This window comes from Nocardioides sp. Z50_6 (genome assembly GCF_058215755.1).
Genome location: NZ_JBZAJB010000011.1, coordinates 1 through 18,852 on the forward strand (window position 1 = coordinate 1; position 18,852 = coordinate 18,852).

General features: G+C 68.0%; 23 protein-coding genes and 1 pseudogene. 13 read left to right on the forward strand and 11 right to left on the reverse strand.

All coding sequences use genetic code 11. The features are described from left to right. Nucleotides 1–160: 160 nt before the first annotated feature. The 3 genes from AC4BGE_RS18040 to AC4BGE_RS18050 all read left to right on the forward strand — a co-directional run bounded on the left by AC4BGE_RS18040 (nucleotide 161) and on the right by AC4BGE_RS18050 (nucleotide 2,356). The gene (locus AC4BGE_RS18040; RefSeq protein WP_490576170.1) at nucleotides 161–571 is read left to right on the forward strand and encodes a hypothetical protein; all 411 of its coding nucleotides are present in this window, start codon (nucleotides 161–163) and stop codon (nucleotides 569–571) included. A 93-nt stretch (nucleotides 572–664) separates the two neighbouring features. Further along, nucleotides 665–1,597 carry a GNAT family N-acetyltransferase gene (locus AC4BGE_RS18045; RefSeq protein WP_490576171.1) on the forward strand — a complete coding sequence of 311 codons (933 nt, stop codon included), beginning with the start codon at nucleotides 665–667 and terminating at the stop codon, nucleotides 1,595–1,597. Nucleotides 1,598–2,098: 501 nt separating this feature from the next. Further along, entirely contained in the window at nucleotides 2,099–2,356 is a 258-nt protein-coding gene (locus AC4BGE_RS18050; RefSeq protein WP_490576172.1) for a hypothetical protein, read from the forward strand. Between the two features lie 232 nt (nucleotides 2,357–2,588). On the opposite strand, the gene AC4BGE_RS18055 is transcribed toward AC4BGE_RS18050, so the two are convergent. Then, nucleotides 2,589–2,879 carry a hypothetical protein gene (locus tag AC4BGE_RS18055; protein WP_490572574.1) on the reverse strand — a complete coding sequence of 97 codons (291 nt, stop codon included), beginning with the start codon at nucleotides 2,877–2,879 and terminating at the stop codon, nucleotides 2,589–2,591. Between the two features lie 158 nt (nucleotides 2,880–3,037). Here AC4BGE_RS18055 and AC4BGE_RS18060 point away from each other — a divergent pair, with 158 nt between their 5' ends. Next, nucleotides 3,038–3,262 carry a hypothetical protein gene (locus AC4BGE_RS18060; RefSeq protein ID WP_490576173.1) on the forward strand — a complete coding sequence of 75 codons (225 nt, stop codon included), beginning with the start codon at nucleotides 3,038–3,040 and terminating at the stop codon, nucleotides 3,260–3,262. Here AC4BGE_RS18060 and AC4BGE_RS18065 read toward each other — a convergent pair. Then, nucleotides 3,259–3,549 (reverse strand): hypothetical protein, encoded by a 291-nt coding sequence (locus AC4BGE_RS18065; protein WP_490572576.1) that lies wholly within the window; start codon nucleotides 3,547–3,549, stop codon nucleotides 3,259–3,261. The genes AC4BGE_RS18060 and AC4BGE_RS18065 overlap by 4 nt on opposite strands. A gap of 161 nt (nucleotides 3,550–3,710) precedes the next feature. Here AC4BGE_RS18065 and AC4BGE_RS18070 point away from each other — a divergent pair, with 161 nt between their 5' ends. Continuing rightward, nucleotides 3,711–5,045: an alpha/beta fold hydrolase gene (locus tag AC4BGE_RS18070; RefSeq protein ID WP_490576174.1), complete on the forward strand. Its 1,335-nt coding sequence runs from the start codon at nucleotides 3,711–3,713 to the stop codon at nucleotides 5,043–5,045. Between the two features lie 184 nt (nucleotides 5,046–5,229). Beyond that, nucleotides 5,230–5,367 carry a hypothetical protein gene (locus AC4BGE_RS18075; RefSeq protein WP_490576175.1) on the forward strand — a complete coding sequence of 46 codons (138 nt, stop codon included), beginning with the start codon at nucleotides 5,230–5,232 and terminating at the stop codon, nucleotides 5,365–5,367. 287 nt (nucleotides 5,368–5,654) lie between these two features. Here AC4BGE_RS18075 and AC4BGE_RS18080 read toward each other — a convergent pair whose 3' ends face one another. Next, nucleotides 5,655–6,314 carry a hypothetical protein gene (locus AC4BGE_RS18080; RefSeq protein ID WP_490576176.1) on the reverse strand — a complete coding sequence of 220 codons (660 nt, stop codon included), beginning with the start codon at nucleotides 6,312–6,314 and terminating at the stop codon, nucleotides 5,655–5,657. Nucleotides 6,315–6,349: 35 nt separating this feature from the next. Next, complete coding sequence (locus tag AC4BGE_RS18085; protein ID WP_490576177.1) at nucleotides 6,350–6,523, reverse strand: hypothetical protein; 174 nt, start codon at nucleotides 6,521–6,523, stop codon at nucleotides 6,350–6,352. Between the two features lie 606 nt (nucleotides 6,524–7,129). Here AC4BGE_RS18085 and AC4BGE_RS18090 point away from each other — a divergent pair. Both AC4BGE_RS18090 and AC4BGE_RS18095 read left to right on the forward strand, forming a co-directional pair. Further along, entirely contained in the window at nucleotides 7,130–7,480 is a 351-nt protein-coding gene (locus tag AC4BGE_RS18090) for a LapA family protein (protein WP_490576178.1), read from the forward strand. A gap of 164 nt (nucleotides 7,481–7,644) precedes the next feature. Then, nucleotides 7,645–8,121, forward strand: coding sequence for a PGPGW domain-containing protein (locus AC4BGE_RS18095; RefSeq protein ID WP_490576179.1), 477 nt, complete (start codon nucleotides 7,645–7,647; stop codon nucleotides 8,119–8,121). Between the two features lie 206 nt (nucleotides 8,122–8,327). On the opposite strand, the pseudogene AC4BGE_RS18100 reads toward AC4BGE_RS18095, so the two are convergent. From AC4BGE_RS18100 to AC4BGE_RS18110, 3 genes and pseudogenes are all read right to left on the reverse strand, one after another. Next, nucleotides 8,328–9,047, reverse strand: a pseudogene (locus AC4BGE_RS18100) (acetate/propionate family kinase); the annotation flags it as partial. Between the two features lie 665 nt (nucleotides 9,048–9,712). Continuing rightward, on the reverse strand, nucleotides 9,713–11,086 hold the full coding sequence (gene nhaA, locus AC4BGE_RS18105) for a Na+/H+ antiporter NhaA (RefSeq protein ID WP_490576180.1): 1,374 nt from the start codon (nucleotides 11,084–11,086) through the stop codon (nucleotides 9,713–9,715). Nucleotides 11,087–11,324: 238 nt separating this feature from the next. After that, the gene (locus tag AC4BGE_RS18110; RefSeq protein WP_490576181.1) at nucleotides 11,325–11,696 is read right to left on the reverse strand and encodes a MerR family transcriptional regulator; all 372 of its coding nucleotides are present in this window, start codon (nucleotides 11,694–11,696) and stop codon (nucleotides 11,325–11,327) included. Nucleotides 11,697–11,935: 239 nt separating this feature from the next. On the opposite strand from AC4BGE_RS18110, the gene AC4BGE_RS18115 reads away from it, so the two are divergent. Further along, the gene (locus AC4BGE_RS18115; RefSeq protein WP_490576182.1) at nucleotides 11,936–13,435 is read left to right on the forward strand and encodes a SulP family inorganic anion transporter; all 1,500 of its coding nucleotides are present in this window, start codon (nucleotides 11,936–11,938) and stop codon (nucleotides 13,433–13,435) included. Nucleotides 13,436–13,477: 42 nt separating this feature from the next. Here AC4BGE_RS18115 and AC4BGE_RS18120 read toward each other — a convergent pair whose 3' ends face one another. Beyond that, on the reverse strand, nucleotides 13,478–14,551 hold the full coding sequence (locus AC4BGE_RS18120) for an ArsO family NAD(P)H-dependent flavin-containing monooxygenase (RefSeq protein ID WP_490576183.1): 1,074 nt from the start codon (nucleotides 14,549–14,551) through the stop codon (nucleotides 13,478–13,480). Nucleotides 14,552–14,679: 128 nt separating this feature from the next. After that, complete coding sequence (locus tag AC4BGE_RS18125) at nucleotides 14,680–15,387, reverse strand: arsenate reductase/protein-tyrosine-phosphatase family protein (RefSeq protein WP_490576184.1); 708 nt, start codon at nucleotides 15,385–15,387, stop codon at nucleotides 14,680–14,682. 105 nt (nucleotides 15,388–15,492) lie between these two features. On the opposite strand from AC4BGE_RS18125, the gene AC4BGE_RS18130 reads away from it, so the two are divergent. The 4 genes from AC4BGE_RS18130 to AC4BGE_RS18145 are packed head-to-tail and all read left to right on the forward strand — an operon-like array spanning nucleotide 15,493 to nucleotide 17,923. Then, nucleotides 15,493–15,888, forward strand: coding sequence for a metalloregulator ArsR/SmtB family transcription factor (locus AC4BGE_RS18130; protein ID WP_490576185.1), 396 nt, complete (start codon nucleotides 15,493–15,495; stop codon nucleotides 15,886–15,888). After that, nucleotides 15,885–17,003, forward strand: a complete 1,119-nt coding sequence (gene arsB / locus AC4BGE_RS18135) for an ACR3 family arsenite efflux transporter (RefSeq protein ID WP_490576186.1) — start codon at nucleotides 15,885–15,887, stop codon at nucleotides 17,001–17,003. Before AC4BGE_RS18130 ends, arsB begins: the two co-directional genes overlap by 4 nt. Then, nucleotides 17,000–17,449 carry an arsenate-mycothiol transferase ArsC gene (locus AC4BGE_RS18140; protein ID WP_490576187.1) on the forward strand — a complete coding sequence of 150 codons (450 nt, stop codon included), beginning with the start codon at nucleotides 17,000–17,002 and terminating at the stop codon, nucleotides 17,447–17,449. Before arsB ends, AC4BGE_RS18140 begins: the two co-directional genes overlap by 4 nt. A gap of 45 nt (nucleotides 17,450–17,494) precedes the next feature. Further along, nucleotides 17,495–17,923, forward strand: a complete 429-nt coding sequence (locus AC4BGE_RS18145) for an arsenate-mycothiol transferase ArsC (protein WP_490576188.1) — start codon at nucleotides 17,495–17,497, stop codon at nucleotides 17,921–17,923. 79 nt (nucleotides 17,924–18,002) lie between these two features. On the opposite strand, the gene AC4BGE_RS18150 is transcribed toward AC4BGE_RS18145, so the two are convergent. Together AC4BGE_RS18150 and AC4BGE_RS18155 are read right to left on the reverse strand one after the other, a co-directional pair. Then, nucleotides 18,003–18,359 (reverse strand): transposase, encoded by a 357-nt coding sequence (locus AC4BGE_RS18150; RefSeq protein ID WP_490576189.1) that lies wholly within the window; start codon nucleotides 18,357–18,359, stop codon nucleotides 18,003–18,005. Further along, nucleotides 18,302–18,805: an IS3 family transposase gene (locus AC4BGE_RS18155; RefSeq protein ID WP_490576190.1), complete on the reverse strand. Its 504-nt coding sequence runs from the start codon at nucleotides 18,803–18,805 to the stop codon at nucleotides 18,302–18,304. The genes AC4BGE_RS18150 and AC4BGE_RS18155 overlap by 58 nt, the downstream gene beginning before the upstream one ends. Nucleotides 18,806–18,852 lie beyond the last annotated feature (47 nt).

Here is an 18,852-nt window from a genome sequence, read left to right on the forward strand (position 1 = left end):
AATGAGAGCCACACGACCAGCATGGGCAGCCGAAATGAGAGCGACAGCCCGGGCGCCTGGACCGAGCCTCGCCAGGCGCCGGTCCTGGGTCAATGGAACAAGCAGCCGATGAGCGGACGTGTGCGAGACCTCTATCTATTGAGGCAGTAGCCTCCGGGACATGGGACTCTTTGGGACATTCGTCTACGCCGACGGTGTGTGGAGCCAGGACAACGGGGCGCCGCCAGCGGGGACGTCACTGCGTGTCGAGATTCACGACAGCGACTTCGCTCGGATCGACTACCGGCCCGCTGAGACCGGCCTGGGCCGGTTCTACCTTGGCCATGAACCCGCCATCTTTTTCGAGGACCCAACGGCTAGCGAGCCGGTTGACACTCAGGCAGAAGCCACAGGCTTCAGCGCCTGGGTGAAGCATGTCGGCGGATCGCCTATCGCACCCGAGTTGATCATGCCGCTGCTGGCCGATCCCGGCGGGGCAGACCCTGAGGACGACTTTGCCGAAGAAACCGTCGTGAAGTTGCTCGGCCTGGCAAGCCTGCCCATCCCCGAGTCCCTCCAGCAGCCGGGCTGAACGCGCGCGGATCTGCCGCAACCCGTGCATCCGCTCATGCCGATGAGCGGTAAAGGGGTTGCTTTGGTTGGGGTGGCCAGGGAAGGTCGGGCGATGCGAATCGTCCAACCCTCGGCCGCGCAGCTGGCCTCCGGGGCGGCACTGAGCCTTCCTGCCGAGACCGGCCCCTCGGCCAGCGAGGTAGTAGCAGAGATCGAGGCGGGCCGTTTCCGGCCCGAGTGGTCCGTCCTGGCGATCGACGAGTCTGGCGCGGTCATCGGGCGAGCGATGTGGTGGGGCCGGGACACGACCGTGCCGATCGCGTTGGACGTGTGGGACGTTCACGCGCAGGTGCCCGACCGCGGCAGCCTGGCCAGGGCTCTTCTCAATGCGGGACACGAGGCCTTGTCGAGTCAAGGGGTGGCGGTCCCGCTGCCACACACGATCCGACTGCCGAACGATTGGCGCGAGGATGCAAGCCTCGTCGCCGAGGTGGACCTGAAGTCTCGTGCCGCTGCTGCAGCGGGCCTGGCGCGGGTCAACGAGCGACTCCAGTTCCAGTGGGACGCAGATCGACCGTTGCCGCCCGCACTCGGCTCGCTCGTATTCGTGCAAGCCGACGACGAGACCTTTGTGCGGCTGTTCGCCGCCGCTGCGGTGGGCTCGCTGGACGTCACGACCCGCCGCGAGCTCGAGTCCAGCAGCCCCGACGAGGTAGCCCGTGCCGAGATCGATTACTACCGAGCCTGCCCCGGGGAACGATCGTGGTGGCACACGGCCGCCACACCTGATCGCACCGTCGTGGGCGTCGCCATCCCGTCAGCGACCCCGACGAACCGCAACGTGGGGTACCTCGCTGTGCTCCCTGAGCACCGAGGTCGGGGGTACGTCGACGAGATCCTCGCGTTCATCACCCGCTTCCACGCCGAGCAGGGCACCCCTCGCATCACCGCAACCACGGATGCCGCCAACACGCCCATGGCTGCGGCCTTCCGCCGCGCAGGCTACCGCTGCACCGAGACGCGCATCGATCTTGAGGCCGCCTGAAGCAGCATCATGCCCGTACATGCCGCGTTGAGGGCAGCTACGCTCGCCCGGATCTGCCGCGATCCACGCTTCCCGCTCATGCCGATGAGCGTGCAGGTGCGAGACTGCGCGCATGCCGCGGCCGGTGACGTTCGTGAGCCACGACGTCGTTCACTTCCGGCCCTACGACACATGGGTGGATCTCAACTGCTTCGCTGTCCAGCCCGAGGAGTCCGACCGCTCACTGCTCGCTCATCTGATCGAGCACGAGCAATACCACGACCACTACGCCGGACAGGACCCGACGGAGCAGTCGCATCACTCCCTTCACAGGCCCTACCGGTTGGATGCCATTCTCCCCGAGGTCTTCGAGCCGGTGACCTGCGAGGCGGCTAGTGCTCAACTAGGCGCGGCGGACAAACGCACGCTCACGCCGCGAAGAGTGCGCCTTTCCGCCGCCAGTCGGACGCACGAATCCCCGATAGGCAGGCAGTTGCATCTTGCCTCTGCGATCCTTTCGATGTGCCCATCGTTGAGTTGCCCGGCGGCCAAGGATGCCTTGACCTAAAACCCGCCGACGGCGGCTACGTGTCCAGCATCAGGTGTCGGAAGCCGGACGGAACCATCACGTGGGAAGCGCTTCCGCCCGAGGGCGACAACGATGCCTGGACCCACGTTTCGGTGGACGGCGTGACCGTGGCCGCCTCCTCGTGGTCGTGCTGGTTGCTGACATTTGACGCGGCGACAGGTCAGGAGATCGAGCGCATCTTCACCAACTGAGTGCCCGCTCCTGTCGCCTGAGCATCGCCTGCAGCGCTCACGTTCTGAAGAGTGCGTCATACCCCCCGCCTGTGGGCCACTGCTGGACCGCGGTCGATGGAACAGCGAGGGCCACGCCCTTGCCTCGCGGGTCTGCACCGCTTCGCCCCTTGGTTCGTCAATCTGCCGACCACGATGACTTCCCGCCAACACGTCGACGCCGCCGGGAGAACCCGGTCACGCGACTAGGCGTCTACCCAAACGCGCTGCGCCGACGTCCGGACCGCCCCTCGACGACCGTCTCGGCACCGATCAGGTCCCCGAACCCTGCCGCGGGGTCGATCAATCCGATCTCCCAACACCTCTTCACCACGCTGATCATGTGCTCGATCGGCCATCGCATGATCTCGGCGAGGTCCTGCACCACGGCCTCGAGCGGCTCATCTCGATGGTCGTTCTGGCAGAGTTGAACGCGGTACATCCGCATGAATGCTGAGGTGCCCGTCGGCATCGGGGTGGTCCCATGCCAGTGCTTGCTGTTCATTGATGTCTCCTCTCTGCCCCCCGTCTGAGGGGTGCCCCCACTACTTCGGCAGTTCCGGCACGGCGACTCACTTTCGGTGCGCTGGGAGTATCGGCGGCTACCGCGCCCTTGCCTGCCTTCAGGGGGAACGAAGACATTCAGCGCCCGAGGGGCAGGAGGTGACGATTTGTGGCCCTCGGCGCACAGAACAGTTCGAAGACGACCCGCGCGGGTGCCGCGGCGGCCGCCACCCGGGCCGGCATCACCGGGCCAAGATCGCCAACCTGCTGCGAGGTCGGGCGGTCACCGGGCTGGACGGCCACTTCAAGGACCCGCTGATCGACCTCGCCGAGGTGCACTACTCGTTCGACACCCCCGCGCCGCCGGACGCCGGCAAGGTCTAGCTGCGGCCGCGCCACTTCCGGACGCCGTCGCGGACCAAGGTGACCAGGGCCCAGGCGAACCAGAGGGCGACCAGCGCCGCGCCCACGCCGGCGCCGACGAGGAGCCCGACGGTGCCCGCGGCGAAGTAGCCGATGACGGCGCCCAGGACGACCGGGCCGGCGATCACCACGACCTCGAGGACGCTGTCGCGGAGGTCGCCCACCATCGAGCGTGCGTCCAAGGCCAGCTCGTGCCACAGGCCTGGCCGGTCGTCCTCGTGCGTGGGTCCGTCGTCGTGGGTGCTCACGCAGGCCAGCGTAGGCCGACCGGCGCGGCGGGCGGCTGTGTCGTCCGCACATCCCCGGCAGGGCGACCAGCACCCTCGGATCGACGCCCGAGACGTCCGTTGACCCTGCTTCGCGACCACGGATAGCGTCCGGCACCCCACGCCAGGACCACGGAGCCCCCATGCTGCGACCGCTCGCCACCGCCCTTGCCACCTCCGCGCTGATGTTCGCCGGCCTGACGGCACCCACCTCGGCCACCCCCCACCCCGGTCCGTCGCCCAAGGAGGAGCGCAGACCCATCGTGTTCGTGCACGGGTCGTCGGGCTCCGGGTCGCAGTTCGAGAGCCAGGCCCAGCGGTACGCGTCGAACGGCTACCCGGTGTCGTGGATCGAGGCGCACGAGTACGACTCGACGTTCGCGACCAACTCGCTGGCCGACGTCCACGCCGCACTCGACGCCCGGATCGACGCCCTGCGCGAGCGCACCGGCGCCGAGCAGGTCGACGTCCTGGCCCACTCGTTGGGCACCTACGTGCTGCAGCGGTACCTGACCAGCTCGCCCGAGCGGGCGGCCGAGGTCGCGCACTACGTGAACCTCGACGGTGCCCCGGCGGCCGAGCCTCCCGGCGGCGTCGAGACCCTCGCCATCTGGGGGGAGAACAACGCCGCAGCGGAGATCACCGGAGCCCGCAACGTGCACCTCGACGACCAGGGCCACACCGAGACGGTCACCTCGCCCGAGTCGTTCACCGAGGCGTACACGTTCTTCACCGACAAGGCGCCGAGGACGACCGAGGTGGTCCGGGCCCACGGGCGCATCGACGTCTCCGGCCGCGCCGTGCTGTTCCCCAGCAACGTCGGCGTCGACGGCGCGACCCTCGAGGTGCACCGGGTCAACGCGCACACCGGCCGGCGGATCGGTCGCCGCCCGGTCGCCACCTACCAGCTCTCCGGCGACGGGTCGTTCGGTCCGTTCAAGGCCTCCCCGACGGCGTCCTACGAGTTCGCGCTCATCTGGCCGGGCGGGCCGACCCACCACTTCTACCGCCAGCCGTTCCGGCGCTCCAACGCGCTCGTCCGGCTGCTCGCCAGCGTCCCCGGCACCGGACTGGACGCCGCCACCGAGAAGAGCGACGCCCACGTGAACCTCACCGTGAACCGCAACAAGGAGTGGTGGGGCGACCAGGGTGAGGCCGGTGACACCCTGAGCATCGGCGGGCAGAACGTGCTGACCCCCGCGGTCGCGCCCCGGAAGCGCCGGATCATCGGGATGTTCGCCTTCGACGCCGGCAGCGACAAAGTGAGCGCCACCGACGCGGTGCTGCCCGCCTTCGCCTCGCTCCCGTTCATCACGGGCACGGACGTCTACCTCCCAGTGTCCGAGCGCGGGACCGTGCGGCTGGTGGCGAAGGCCCGCGGCGAGCGCCGCCCCCAGGTGATCAACGTCCCGGCGCTCCCGTCGAGCGAGCACCGCATCAGCGTGCAGTTCGACGACTTCGTGCCGCGTCTTCGCTGACCGGGACGGCGACCGACTCACCCGCCCTGAGGAACGAGCCTGTCGGCTCCCGACCATCACAACCGAGGCGTCCGGGCAGGCGACGATCTCGGCGTAGCAGAAGTCGTGGTGCCAGACCCGCCGGGGGTGGTTCGCTGCGCTCCCAGCGTGGGCCCGCGCGCTCATCGTTGGCGGCCCGATCACCGTGTTCGTCCTGGTCGTCTCCGTCGTGTTGATCTTCGCCGACTCGTTCTACGTGGACGTGGAGGGCATGACGTGCGAAGAGCTGGCGAAGGACGCTGTGTCCCTGGCCGAGAGCGAGCAGCCCCCGTGCGGCTCCTGAAAGTCCGCAGCCCCGAGGTCGTCGAGGACAACACCCGACACCGTGGAGGTACCGACCGGCGACGGAGGCCCCTGATCCTGGCCTGCTCCGGAACCGGTGTCTGGTCCTCCGGCGAAGACGGCGCCATCCGCCTGGAGTACCGCCTCGACGCTGACTCCGACGTATGGGTCTCTTACGAAGCCCAGTAGGCCTCACCACCGGTCACCTAGCAGAGGGAACCGGTCCCGGTCCCCGCACCCTGGGAACTGTCGCCCGAGAACTCCCAGCGAGACACCGCCCCAGTTGGGTCAACGGGTCACGCAGTGCCGCCGGTAGGAGATGACGAGGTCGACCAGCTGTTGGGCCGGCACGTCGAACGCCGGGTAGGGGATCAGCAGGTCAGGTTGGGTGCCCTTGAGGTCGACGAGCACCCCGGCGGGCTTGCGGCTGATCTTCGCTCCGTGGAGGTCTTTCCACGCCACCGTGGTCTCGGTGCGGTACCCGCGGTAGGTCAGTGCGCCCGGGGAGAAGATGAGCTGCCACCGGTGGAGCCGACCGGTGACCAGCCGGAACATGTTCGGCAGAGACAAGATCGCACCGACGACGAGGATCCCGGCCAGGACGGGTGTCTCGATCATCGACCGGTCGGTGAAGAAGAACCACCCGGTGAGCAGACCAGCGGCCACGCCCGTGACCCACGCACCGGCCAACGGCCACCCGATCAACGCCGGCGAAGTGATCACCACGGTCCCCGAAGCGTCCGGTCGCAGCACCCTCGGGCGCCGAGACATCAGCAGCGCCCGGCCGAAGCCCACGGCGGTCAGGGACGCGGAGACGAACACGACGGCCCCATAAAGGCGGTCGTTGGTGTCACCGACCAGCGCGATGACACCGAACATGACCGCGAGCAGCACCGGGATCGTCACCGCAAGGATCGAGTACCAGCGGGGAATGAGGTTCTCGCGCACCCGGGGTCCCTCCATGCTGCGGTTGCGGGGTCGGCTCACCATACGGCGACGGCTTTGATTGCTCCGCCCCACGCACCGGAGACGGCCTTCTTCACATCGTCGGTCCGCTCCCCCGCCCAGTCCTTGATGTCGTCCCAGTTGTCGTAGATCTTTCCCACGCCCACCGACACCAAGGACCCGACCACACCACCGCCCACGACGACGACCACTGCCGGCGCCGAGATGACCCCGCCCGCTACCAGCGCAGCAACCCCAGCCCCGGGCTACTCCCGTCCGCCAGATCGGCGGCCGATGCGGCGGAGCGAGCAAGATCTGCGGTGGACGCCTTGCCCAGTGACGAGGGGTCCATGCCGCTTGACTCGAGCTGCGTACTCTGGCCCTGACCTGCGGTAATAGCGATAGAGGCTGTGTTGGCCTCTGCGTGCTTACGCCCTGATCAGAGCAGTTCTGCCGCAATAAGTGGTGAATAAGTGGTGCACGCTGATGCCAGTACTGCTACAGGCGTGCGCTGACCATGTCGCGCCTACTCAGGCGCTCCCCCACTGTCGGACTAGTACTAGCGCACCGCAGCATGAACTACCGCATGACCGGATCCACCGATTGCTGTGAAACACCCTCAACGGGACGTCCTCGGGACGACGGGTCTGCCCCCGGTCTGGTTGACAATCGGGGTTTGCAGTAATCGTTCGGGGCTGCACTACGCCCAGATTGGGCGCCGCACTTCGCCTCGCGCGCAGATACTTCGAGAGACCCACTTCCCCCTGGGGTCAGAAGTGTCGTTGACAGTGATCGCGAACGCAAGGAGGGTTACGAACATGACCACGAACTCGTCCTCGCCGACACCTGACGAAGAACCCGTCGAGACGAATGCCTCTCAGGCTGACCCCTCCGCCACTTCCCACGCCCCCCTCACGCGGGCCGGCGCCGCATGGGTAGCCACTAGCGTCGCGCTCCTGCTACTGATCTGCCTCATCGTCTTCATCTTGGAGAACTCGTCGAAGGTCGAAGTCCAATTCTTTGGAATGTCTGGAACGGTCCCTCTCGGAATGGCTCTGCTGATCGCCGCCGTGGGAGGCGGTGTTGTGGTAGCGATCGCCGGCGTCGCCCGGGTCACGCAACTGCGCAGGAACGCCCGCCACACCAGGCACAGTCCATCCAGCCCTTGACTGCCACCCCGACGCAAGCTTGGCAGTCCGCCCTTGGGTGGCCCGCGACGAGGCCTCATGCCTGCCCTTGAGTGGGTGTTGACGTTCGGACCTAGGCTCGTTGGTGCAGGCACCCATTGCCGCATAGTCCCGCGGCGCCTCATCCGACCGACGAAGGACCTGCTGTGAGTGTCAAGAGCACCGGAAGTCACATCCTGCTACAAGGCGCCGGCTGGGTTCTCGTCATCGTCGGTCTTGCGGCCCTGGTGTTACCTGGACCAGGTCTGCTCGCCCTATTCGCCGGGATGGCCATCTTGGCCACCCAGTACGAATGGGCCGACCGGCGCCTTGCGCCGGTCAGGAAGGCCGCCTTGCGTACGGCGGCCGACAGCGTCAAGAGCTGGCTTCGGATCCTGCTGTCGGTGATCGGCGTCCTTCTGTTGGTCGGCCTAGGCGTCTACTGGGGCATCGGCGTCGCGGCACCCTCGTGGTGGCCTGTGGCCGACAAGTGGTGGTTGATGGGCGGCTGGGGGGCCGGTGCCACCCTGATTGGGTCCGGCGTCATTGCCCTCGCCCTGCTGGTCTACAGCTACTTGCACTTCCGAGATTTCGGGGACGAGCGGAGTCCGGCACGTGAGGGAGGAGAGGAGCGACCGGGGTGAGAACGCTTGGCCGACGGATTCGGGCTTCGTCCACCGATTCAAGAATTCGAGGGGCGAGGAGGGCGCCAAGTGTGGCCCGGCGCGTGCGGTACAGGCTTCAGCCTGCCTCATCCCAATCCCTTCCCTAATGCTACCGACCTATGGCCTGGTGCTCGGGACTGCGTGGACCCGTCGCTCGGCCCGGCCCATTGGCCCTGGGCATGAGGTCAGCTGGTTGCCAGTCGGGCGGTCTGCCTGGCGATCTCGGCTTCCTCGGAGGATTTCACCATCACCGTGAGCACGGTCGACGTCGGCGTGCTGAGGTCGGTGTCGCCTTGTGCGGAGTCGTTCGTGGCCTGGTCGATGTCGATGCCGAGGTAGCCCAGTCCGGCCGCCATGTCCCGGCGTACCTTGGCGGAGTGCTCTCCGATGCCGCCGGTGACCACCAACAGGTCCAGGCCTTGGGCGCTGGCAGACATGGCGCCAATCTCACGCCGCAGGTGGTGGGTGAAGACGTCGTAGGCCAAGGCCGCGTCGCGGTTGCCGGCCTGACGCGCAGCCAGGACGTCGCGGAGATCTCCGCTTGTTCCGGAGAGTCCCTTCATCCCCTACTGGTGCTCGAGGACGTCACGCAGTTGTTCGGGTGTGAGGTCGCCATTCTGGAGGAGCCACAGCACCATGCCCGGATCCACCGACCCGGAGCGGGTGACCATCACCAACCCTGCCAGCGGGGTGAAGCCCATGGTGGTGTCGACGGACCGTCCGTGGCGGACGGCTGCCAGGGAGGCGCCCGCGCCGAGGTGGCAGGAGACGATGCGCAGCTCGGCGGGGTCTCGTCCGACCAAGGCTGCGGCGCGGCGTACGGCGTAGGCGTGGCTGAGGCCATGGAATCCGTAGCGCCGCAGTTGCCACCGTTCGTTCCACTCCCGGGGCAGGGCGTAGTGCTCGCCGCGGCGGGGAGCGTGGCGTGGAACGTGGTGTCAAAGCAGGCGACGGCGGGTGTGTCGGGCAACAGCTTCCGGGTCTCAGCAGGGAGGGTGCGGCGACGATGAGGCCGGGGAACGTCGTCAGAGTCGCCACACCGGTCAGCGCCGGCAGGTCTCCGACCACCGCACAGCCGAGGAGTCCCAGGATGCCGACGCCAAGCAGGACCCACCCGGCGCGGCGTCGTCGGCCGCTCACCTTGCCGGTGACCGGCGCGGCGTCCCTCAGTGCTTCGACCGGGTCGACCCGCGTGGCCGCCCAGGCCGGGAGCCCTGCGGCCACGAGGGTGACCCCGACGCCCACGCCCAGGCCCACGGCCGCCACGACGGTGCGGGCTTCGATCGCGATCTCGGTGGTGGGATCTCGATCCCGAGAAGAGTCAGGAGTTGACGGATGCCCGCCTCGCCGCTGGTCACCATGCAGTAGACGACCTGCTTGCCCTGCCCGGTCCAGCGGGCGATGCGGGCCGAGGAGCCTCGCTCCTCGGCGTACTCCTTGATCCGGCCGCCCAGCTCGGTGCACCAGATCTCCCGGCCTTCCAGCTGGGCGGCGCCGGGAGGCCTTCACCCATCCACGAACTCAGACCGTGTCGTCGCAGGTCCTCGACCAACGTGCCTGGACATCACAGCTAGCCGACCTGTTGTTCGTGAAAGTGCGGCAGGTTTCGGTAGTGCCGGTTGCGGGCGCCCAGCACGCAGAGGGCCGCCACGGAGGCGGCCAGGGAGCCGAGGAGCACACCCACCTTGACGGCCTCCTCCAGTGCGCCTCCGGTATCGAAGGCCAACTCGCCAACAAGGAGTGACACGGTGAAGCCGACGCCGGCCAACAGGCTGACACCGAACAGATCGGGCCAGCGCAGGGTGGGGTCCAAACGGACGCCGGGCACCCGCGTGATGAGGAAGGTGGCGGCGGTGATCCCGATGGTCTTGCCGAGCACGAGACCGGCCATGATGCCGAGGGCAACCGGGGTGGTGGCAGCCTCCATGAGCCCGGTGAGTCCACCGAGGCTCACCCCTGCGGCGAAGAAGGCGAAGAGCGGGACTGCGACGCACGAGGACCAGGGTTTTAGGAGGTGCTCGAAGTGCGCGGTGGGCCCGTGTATGGCCGCCGCCTCTTTGTCGGCCAGCGAACTCAGTGTCACGGGCAGGGCACTGAAGACTGGAACGGTGAGCCCCAGCAGAACTCCCGCGATGGTGGCGTGGATACCAGAGGCGTGAATGAACCCCCACGCCAGGACCGCGATCGGTGCGAGCAACCACCACACGGGCCGTCGTCGTACTACTACCGCAAACGCGGCGATGCTTAGTGCGCCGAGCAGGAGGGCCGCCAAGTCGATGTGCGCCGTAAAGCCGACGGCAATGATCGTGATGGCGATGAGGTCGTCGACGACCGCCAAGGTGAGGAGGAAGGCACGTAGCGCCGGGGGAAGGTGACTCGAGATGGCCGCCAGGACTGCCACCGCGAACGCGATGTCGGTGGCCGCGGGTACCGCCCACCCGTTGAGCTCCGTGCGCCCGCCACCGGTCGCGGTGACGACGGCGAGGTAGACCAGCACCGGGACCACGACGCCGCCGACTGCAGCTGTGACGGGCACCAGCGCGCGTCGTGGGTCGCTGAGGTCTCCGGCGAGGAACTCACGCTTCAACTCCACACCGACGACGAAGAAGAACACCGCAAGAAGCCCGTCCGCGGCCCACTGGCCCAGCGTGAGGTCGAGGTGGAGTACTGCCGGACCGACCTGAAGGTCGCGGACGGACTCATAGAGGTCCACGCCGGGCGAGTTGGCGAGTACCAGGGCCAGGAGGGTGGCGGCACCCAGCAGGATGCCTCCGGTCGGTTCTAACCGGGACCAGGCACCTAGCCTCTCGCGGCGAGTGAGCTGGTCGGGCTCCGAGGGTGCGGGGGGAACGTGCGAGGCCAAAGCAGGAAGTCCAGACGTGAGGGCGTCGACGGTCCGTGGACCATCGAGCGAAGAACAAGCAGCTGCTGAAGGGGCCGTCACACACCGTCCTCAGCGGGACGGCGCGAGATCGACTCAGCGCTCTGTCTGGGGACAACCCGTCTGCCAGGCACCCCACGTCGAGATGTAGCCGTTGGTGCCGATCGCGGTCATCGTCTGAGCCTGCGTGCGCGCACCAAAACTCCCCACGGGGAGCTCCGGAGCACGGCGGTTGGTCACCAACCCAGTCTACAAGCGCCCCGGACTGCAGGGCGAACTAGGGAGCTGGCCCGAACAGGAGCTACGGCACCTGTAGCCGGAGGAGGTCGATGAATTCGTCTGCCATCGCTAGTTGCCGCGCGAGTTTCTCGCGCCGATGATTGACGTCGGATCGGATGCCGTTCAGGCGGTCGACGGCGGTTCCGCGTGCTGATGTGCCGGCGCTCGGGTCGCGGAGTGTCTCGATGTCGTTCATGACCTCGCGCATCTGGTCGAGGGTGAATCCCAAGGGCTTCATCCGTCGGATGACCAGGATCTTCTCCACGTCCTCCTCGGTGTAGAGGCGGAAGCCGCCGTCGCTGCGCCCTGAGGGACGTAACAGTCCGACCTCTTCCCAGTGACGCAGGCTGCGCAGGGACAGCTCTGTACGCGCGGCGACCTCGCCGATCTGCATGACCGACGGCGACGTTCCCGTGCCGGTGACTGGCTGGGGATGAGTGGGCATCGGTGGGTGTCCTCATGTCATGACGATTACAACCCTCACGTTACGTGAGGTTAGGATTCTGGCCAGACTTCCGCCGACGAAGACGCCGGCACGCGTGCCCATGGTGCGCACTCTCCCATCCAGAACCAAGTCGTTCGGGCCCGTCCTTGTGCAGTGACGGGCCGATCGGCTGTCCCGAACGGAGCACCTTGAGCACCACTCTCTCCCATACGCCCGAACCCACCGTCCGGGCCGCGCTGCGCTCCCCCAAGCTGCTGCGCACCGAGGTCCTCGCGGGCTTGGTGGTCGCACTCGCACTAATCCCCGAGGCGATCTCCTTCTCGATCATCGCGGGCGTCGACCCCCGCGTCGGCCTGTTCGCCTCCTTCACGATGGCGGTCTCCATCGCCTTTCTTGGCGGCCGGCCAGCGATGATCTCCGCGGCGACCGGCGCCATCGCCCTGGTCATCGCCCCGGTGGTGCGCGAGCACGGCATGGACTACTTCATCGCCACCGTCCTGCTCGGTGGTGTCTTCCAGATCGTCCTGGGCCTGGCCGGCGCGGCCAAGCTGATGCGGTTCATCCCGCGCTCGGTGATGGTCGGCTTCGTCAACGCCCTGGCGATCCTGATCTTCCTCGCCCAGGTGCCGCACATGGTTGACGTCCCGTGGGCGGTCTACCCGATGATCGCGATCGGTATCGCGGTCATGGTGGGCTTTCCGCGGCTGAACAAGGTCATTCCCGCCCCGCTGGTGGCCATCGTGGCCCTGACGGGGTTCACCGTCCTGGCTGCGGTGAATGTCCCGAACGTCGGTGACGAGGGCAAGTTGCCCGACAGCCTGCCGTCGCTATTCATCCCCGACGTGCCGCTCACCCTCGAGACTCTGGAGATCATCGCCCCCTTCGCCCTGGCCATGGCCCTGGTCGGACTGCTGGAGTCGCTGCTGACCGCCAAACTCGTCGACGACATCACCGACACTCACTCCGACAAGACCCGCGAGGCCTGGGGTCAGGGGGCCTCGAACGTGATCACCGGGTTCTTCGGGGGCATGGGGGGCTGCGCGATGATCGGCCAGACGATGATCAACGTGAAGGCCTCCGGAGCCCGCACGCGACTCTCGACCTTCCTGGCCGGTGTCTTCTTGCTGATCCTGGTGGTTGGGTTCGGTGACGTCGTGGCGCTGATCCCGATGGGTGCTCTGGTCGCGGTGATGATCATGGTCTCGGTCGGCACCTTCGACTGGCACAGCATCCAGCCGAGCACACTGCGCCGGATGCCCAAGTCCGAGACGCTGGTGATGCTCTCCACCGTCGTGGTCACCGTGTGGACCCACAACCTCGCGATCGGTGTCGGTGTCGGCGTCCTGGTCGCCATGACCCTGTTCGCCCGCCGCGTCGCGCACCTGACTGAGACCCACCGCACCGTGATCGGGGACGAGCAGGGACCCAAGGCGGTCTATCGGGTCACCGGCCAGCTCTTCTTCGCCTCCAGCAACGACCTCTACACCCAGTTCGAGTACGCCGACGACCCCGACCGCATCGTCATCGACCTGTCCGACTCCAACATCTGGGACGCCTCCACCGTCGCCGCCCTCGACGCCATCACCACCAAGTACGAACGCAAGGGCAAGACCGTGAATATCACCGGCCTCAACGAAGCCAGCGCCCAGCGCCACGGCCGGCTCACGGGACAGCTGCCCGCCCACTGACGCGAGGACCCCGGGGTCGACCCCCGGGCATCCTGGCCCGGGTCACCCGGCGCGCGCCTCCCGCACGACCGCCTCCGCCGTCGCCCGCGAAGATGGCCCCACCCCGGCGAGTGTCGCGGAGGCCAGTCCCGTCCAGTCGCCATACCCGACCAGGTAGAGCCGCGGTTCCTCGAGTGCCCGGGTGCCCGATGGCCCGCCGACCGGGATGTGGCCGCCCTCGGTCCGCAGGTGGAGTGGTTGAAGATGCCGTAGGGCCGGGCGGAAACCGGTGCACCAGATGACGGCGTCACAGGCCTGCTCCCTGCCGTCGGCCCACGCGACGCCGTTCGCGGTGAGCCGGGAGAACATCGGCTCCGCCACCAGCACCCCTCGCTCACGTGCCTCCTTGACGCTGGCGACCATGACGATGTCGCCGAGGCCGGCAACCCCGCTGTGCTCGCGGCCTTCCTCGAGTGCCTGGATGCGGGCGCGTGCGGTAGCGAACAGGGCGCGGCCGTCCACGTGGTCAGGGAGGAACCGCGGTGGTCGGGTGACCACCCAGGTGGTGTCGGCGACCGTGGAGACCTCCGCGAGGATCTGGGCGGCGGAGTTGCCGCCGCCCACGACGACCACGCGTTGCCCTGCCAGCTCGGTCGGCGTCCGGTAGTCGGCCGCGTGCAGTTGTCTCCCGGTGAACTTCGCCATGCCCGGGTATGCCGGCCAGAACGGCGCGTCCCAGGTACCGGTCGCCGAGACCACGGCACGCGCCGCCCACGTGTGCTCTGGCGTGCCGAGTAGCAGGCGCCCCCGCGGGTCGTCGTCCGCGCGGCTGACCGACTCCACCCGCTGCGGTCGCCGTACCTGCAGGTCGTAGCGCTCCTCGTAGCGGGCCAGGTAGTCCACCACGTGGTCGCGGGGCGGGAAGCCGTGGGTGGCGTCGTCCCAGGGCGGCATCATCCAGCCCGGAAGGGAGGAGAAGCCGGCGGGCGAGAACAACCGGAGGCCATCCCAGGTGCGTGGCCACGCTCCGCCGGGTCGGTCGGCTGCGTCGAGGACGACGAAGTCCAGTCCCGGGACGAGCCCCGCCCGGCGCAGGTAGAAACCGGTCGCGAGGCCGGCCTGACCACCGCCGATCACCGCAACCGCGACGTCCGCCTCGCCCGCGTGGTCGGTCGCACCGCCGGAGGCAGGGTGGGTGGGTGCGTCGGTGCGGTCGTTGATCAGCGGGTTCTCCGTGGTCGGGTGCTGAAAGGGTGTCCTAGAGCTTATGGGTGCGAGGACGTACGACGGAGCGCGTCGTCGTCGAGTTCGCGCAGGGAACGGAGTTCGTGGAGCAGGACACCGACCCGGTGGTCGATGTCGTCGCGGATGCTGCGGACGGTGTCGAGCTCGAGCCCTGCCGGATCCACCACCCCCCAGTCCAGGTAGCGGCGTCCCGGCAGCACCGGACAGGAGTCGCCGCAGCCCATGGTCACCACCACGTCCGCAGCTGCCACGACCTCGTCGGTCAGTGGCTTGGGGAACAGGTCGGCGGCATCGATGCCGATCTCAGCGAGGGCGATTCTCACCTCCGGCTGCACCTCCGAGGCCGGGTGCGTGCCCGCGGAGGCGACCTCGACGGCACCGGCCGCACGGTGTGCCAGCAGCGCCGAGGCCAGCTGGGAGCGACCCGAGTTGGCGGTGCACACGAACAGCACCAGCGGTGATCTGCCGTCGCTCGCGCCATGGCTCGCGCCTGCGTCTGTCGTGCGACTCGCAGCACGGAGCCGCTCCCGGGCAAACCGGTGCGCCAAGAGCGGCAGGTACGCCGAGATGCTGGCCGGGAGGAGCCGCTGGTAGGAGTCGGTCAGGCAGGTGGCCACACTCTCGGCGGCGAATGTGCCCGCGAACTCCTCCACCAACGAGGCGCATGCTGAGTCCAGGGTTTGCTGCACCGAAAGCGGTGCGGGCTGCTCAGGCGGGTTCGCGATCATGGCGCTCCTCGAGACGGATCCGGCGCCAACCGGACATATGGACGACAATAAATGTCGATAACCGTCAATGTGGCGGATCGCATCGACATCTGTCAACATTGATCCATGTCGAAGTCATCTGCAGGGTCAGACCTGCTTCCCCTGACCGACGGGTTGGCGTGCTGCGTGCCCCTGGCCCGCGAGCCGATCAGCGCCGAGCAGTCCGAGGGGGTCGTGCCCATGCTGAAGGCGATCGCCGACCCCACGCGACTGCGGTTGCTCTCCCTCATCCTCTCCCACGAGGGCGGGGAGGCGTGCGTGTGCGACCTGCTCCCCTACTTCGACCTGACCCAGCCCACCATCAGCCACCACCTGAAGGTGCTCCACGACGCGGGCCTGGTGAATCGCGAGAAGCGCGGCACCTGGGTCTACTACATCGCGCGACCCGAGGCGATGAACGCGCTCGGGAGCCTCTTCACCGCCCCGACGTCTTCGAAGACCCTGGAAGGGGCGAACGCGTGAGCGACACCGTCAAGGAGACCGCCTCCGGAGCACCCGAGGACCCGGTGCTGCAACGCCTCTCCACCCTGGACCGGTACCTGGCAGTGTGGATCGGCGTCGCGATGGTCGCCGGCCTGCTGCTCGGGCGCTGGGTCGATGGTCTGGACGAGGCGCTCGCGGCGGTCGAGGTCGGCTCGATCTCGCTGCCGATCGCGATCGGGCTGCTGATCATGATGTACCCGGTGCTGGCGAAGGTCCGCTACGACGAGCTGGGCCACGTCACCAGCGACGTGCGACTGCTCGGCACCTCCATCCTCCTCAATTGGGTGCTCGGCCCGGCCCTGATGTTCGCCCTGGCCTGGCTGCTGCTGCCGGACCTCCCGGAGTACCGGACCGGGCTGATCATCGTCGGCCTGGCCCGCTGCATCGCGATGGTGCTGATCTGGAACGACCTGGCGTGCGGGGACCGGGAGGCCGCCGCCATCCTGGTCGCCATCAACGCGGTCTTCCAGATCCTGGCCTTCGCGTTCCTGGGCTACTTCTACCTCCAGGTCCTGCCCGGCTGGCTGGGGCTGGAGCAGGCCGCCCTGGACGTCTCCATCTGGAGCATCGCCAAGTCGGTGCTGATCTTCCTCGGCATCCCCCTGCTCGCCGGCTACCTGACCCGCACGTTCGGGGAACGCGCCAAGGGCCGTGACTGGTACGAGACCACGTTCCTGCCCAAGATCGGGCCGACCGCGCTGTACGGCCTGCTCTTCACCATCGTCCTGCTCTTCGCCCTCCAGGGCGACACCATCACCAGCCAGCCCCTGGACGTGGCGCGCATCGCCCTACCGCTGCTGGCCTACTTCGCCCTGATGTGGGGCGGCTCGATGCTGCTGACCAAGGCGCTCGGGTTCGACTACCAGCGGGCCACCGCGGTCTCCATGACCGCGGCAGGCAACAACTTCGAGCTCGCCATCGCGGTGGCCATCGGAGTCTTCGGCGTCACCTCCGGCCAGGCCCTGGCCGGCGTGGTCGGCCCACTGATCGAGGTCCCCGTCCTGGTCGGCCTCGTCTACGTCAGCCTCTGGGCCCGCAAGTTCTTCCCCGAACGCGCCACCGCCCACCCCACCACCGCAGGAGACCCGCGATGACCGACCCGACCACCATCCCGCCCCAGGTCGTCTTCGCCTGCGTCCGCAACGGCGGACGCTCCGTGATCAGCCGCGTCCTGACCGAGCACTACGCCGATGGTCGCGTCACCGCACTGTCGGCCGGCACCCAGCCCGGCGACCACATCCACCCCGAGGTCGCAGCCGTCCTGGAGAAGATCGGTCTCGACACCTCCCAGGAGCAGCCGACGCTGCTGACCCGCGAGACCGTCGCGGCCAGCACCATGGCAATCACGCTCGGCTGCGGCGAGGAGTGCCCCTACGTCCCCGGCGTGAAGTACGTCGACTGGCCCGTCGCCGACCCCGGCGGCCAGGACGAGGCGACGGTGCGGGAGATCATCGCCGACCTCGACCAGCGGGTCCGCGACCTGCTCGTCGAGCTCGTCCCCGGCATCGAACTGCCGCCGTCCGTGCTCGCCCAGGCCTGAAGGAACCCGGTCGTGAACCAATCGTCGACCGCCCAGAGGCCGAGCGTGTTGTTCGTGTGCGTCAAGAACGGCGGCAAGTCGCAGATGGCCGCGGGGCTGATGCGCCGGTTGGCGGGCGACCGGCTGCGGATTGAGTCTGCCGGCACCCGGTCCGGTGACAATCTGAACGCGCTCTCCGTGGCCACCCTGCGGGACGTAGGTGTCGACATCTCGGACCAGTCGCCGAAGCCGGTGACCGAGGAACTCGTCCGCGACGCTGACCTGGTCGTCATCGTGGGACGCGACGCCGAGGTCGAGCCGATCGCTGGCACGACCGTGGAGCACTGGGACACCGACGAGCCGTCGGAGTACGGGATCGTGGGGGTGGACCGAATGCGGCTGGTCCGCGACGACATCGACGCCCGGGTCCGCGACCTGGCGACCAGGCTCGGCGTGGAGCCCGAGGACCGGCCCGGTCACGCCACCAAGGACTAGGTCCGGACCGGGGAGTTGACCTCTACCGGAACGATCGGACGACGCTGCGCCGATGGTGTCGCATGGTCTTGCCCGGGTTTCACGGACAGTTACTTGATGATGCTGCGTAGGAACGGGGTGGGACGTAGCCCAGGGATGAGTGCATGCGGTGGGTGTTGTACTCCCAGATGTAGCTGAACAGTCGGGCTCTGGTTTCCTTGCGGGTGAACGGGGTGCCTTTGGGGTAGATCTCTTCGTTCTTGAACGAGGCGAACCAGGACTCCATGACGGCGTTGTCGTAGCAGGACTTGCGTTCCCCGATCGACACCCTCAGGCCGGCAGCGGCGGCGTTGTCGAGCCAGTCCCAGGCGGTGAACTGGTACCCGCGGTCGGAGTGGATTACGCACCCGCGGGCGGGTCGGCGGATCTTGAGCGCGTCGTTGAGCGCGTAGAGCACGGTACGGGGGACTCCCGTGGCGAGGTGGCCCAGCTGAGAACCTCACGGTTGAACGCATCGAGCACGACTGCGGCCCACAGCCACCCCTCCCCGGTGCGGATCTGGGTCACGTCGGTGAACCACAGCGTGTTTGGGACGTCGGCCTGAAACCTGCGGCGGACCAGGTCGACGACCTCGGGGCGACGTGAGACCGGCGCGGCCCGGGGGCGCGACTTGATCTTGCAGCGGGCGGCGGTGATGCCGTGCAGGCGCATCAGCCGGGCCACCCGGTGCCGGCCCACGTGGTGCTCGCGGGCTAGCAGCTCGCGGTACACCCGGGGTGATCCGTAGTAGCCGAAGCGGGCGTGGATGGCCCGGATCTCCTCGAGCAGGACCCGGTCGGTCTGCGCCCGGACAGAAGGCTGGGTGAGCCGGCTGGCCCAGGCGTAGTAACCGGACCTGGACACCCCCAGGACACGGCACAGCAGGCTGATCTTGGCTTCTGGATCGGCAG

Coding starts and splice junctions, on each gene's coding strand:
- AC4BGE_RS18040 (WP_490576170.1), top strand. CDS start 161: ATGGGACTCTTTGGGACATTCGTCTACGCCGACGGTGTGTGGAGCCAG.
- AC4BGE_RS18045 (WP_490576171.1), top strand. CDS start 665: ATGCGAATCGTCCAACCCTCGGCCGCGCAGCTGGCCTCCGGGGCGGCA.
- AC4BGE_RS18055 (WP_490572574.1), bottom strand. CDS start 2,879: ATGAACAGCAAGCACTGGCATGGGACCACCCCGATGCCGACGGGCACC.
- AC4BGE_RS18070 (WP_490576174.1), top strand. CDS start 3,711: ATGCTGCGACCGCTCGCCACCGCCCTTGCCACCTCCGCGCTGATGTTC.
- AC4BGE_RS18090 (WP_490576178.1), top strand. CDS start 7,130: ATGACCACGAACTCGTCCTCGCCGACACCTGACGAAGAACCCGTCGAG.
- AC4BGE_RS18110 (WP_490576181.1), bottom strand. CDS start 11,696: ATGCAGATCGGCGAGGTCGCCGCGCGTACAGAGCTGTCCCTGCGCAGC.
- AC4BGE_RS18125 (WP_490576184.1), bottom strand. CDS start 15,387: ATGATCGCGAACCCGCCTGAGCAGCCCGCACCGCTTTCGGTGCAGCAA.
- AC4BGE_RS18130 (WP_490576185.1), top strand. CDS start 15,493: ATGTCGAAGTCATCTGCAGGGTCAGACCTGCTTCCCCTGACCGACGGG.
- AC4BGE_RS18140 (WP_490576187.1), top strand. CDS start 17,000: ATGACCGACCCGACCACCATCCCGCCCCAGGTCGTCTTCGCCTGCGTC.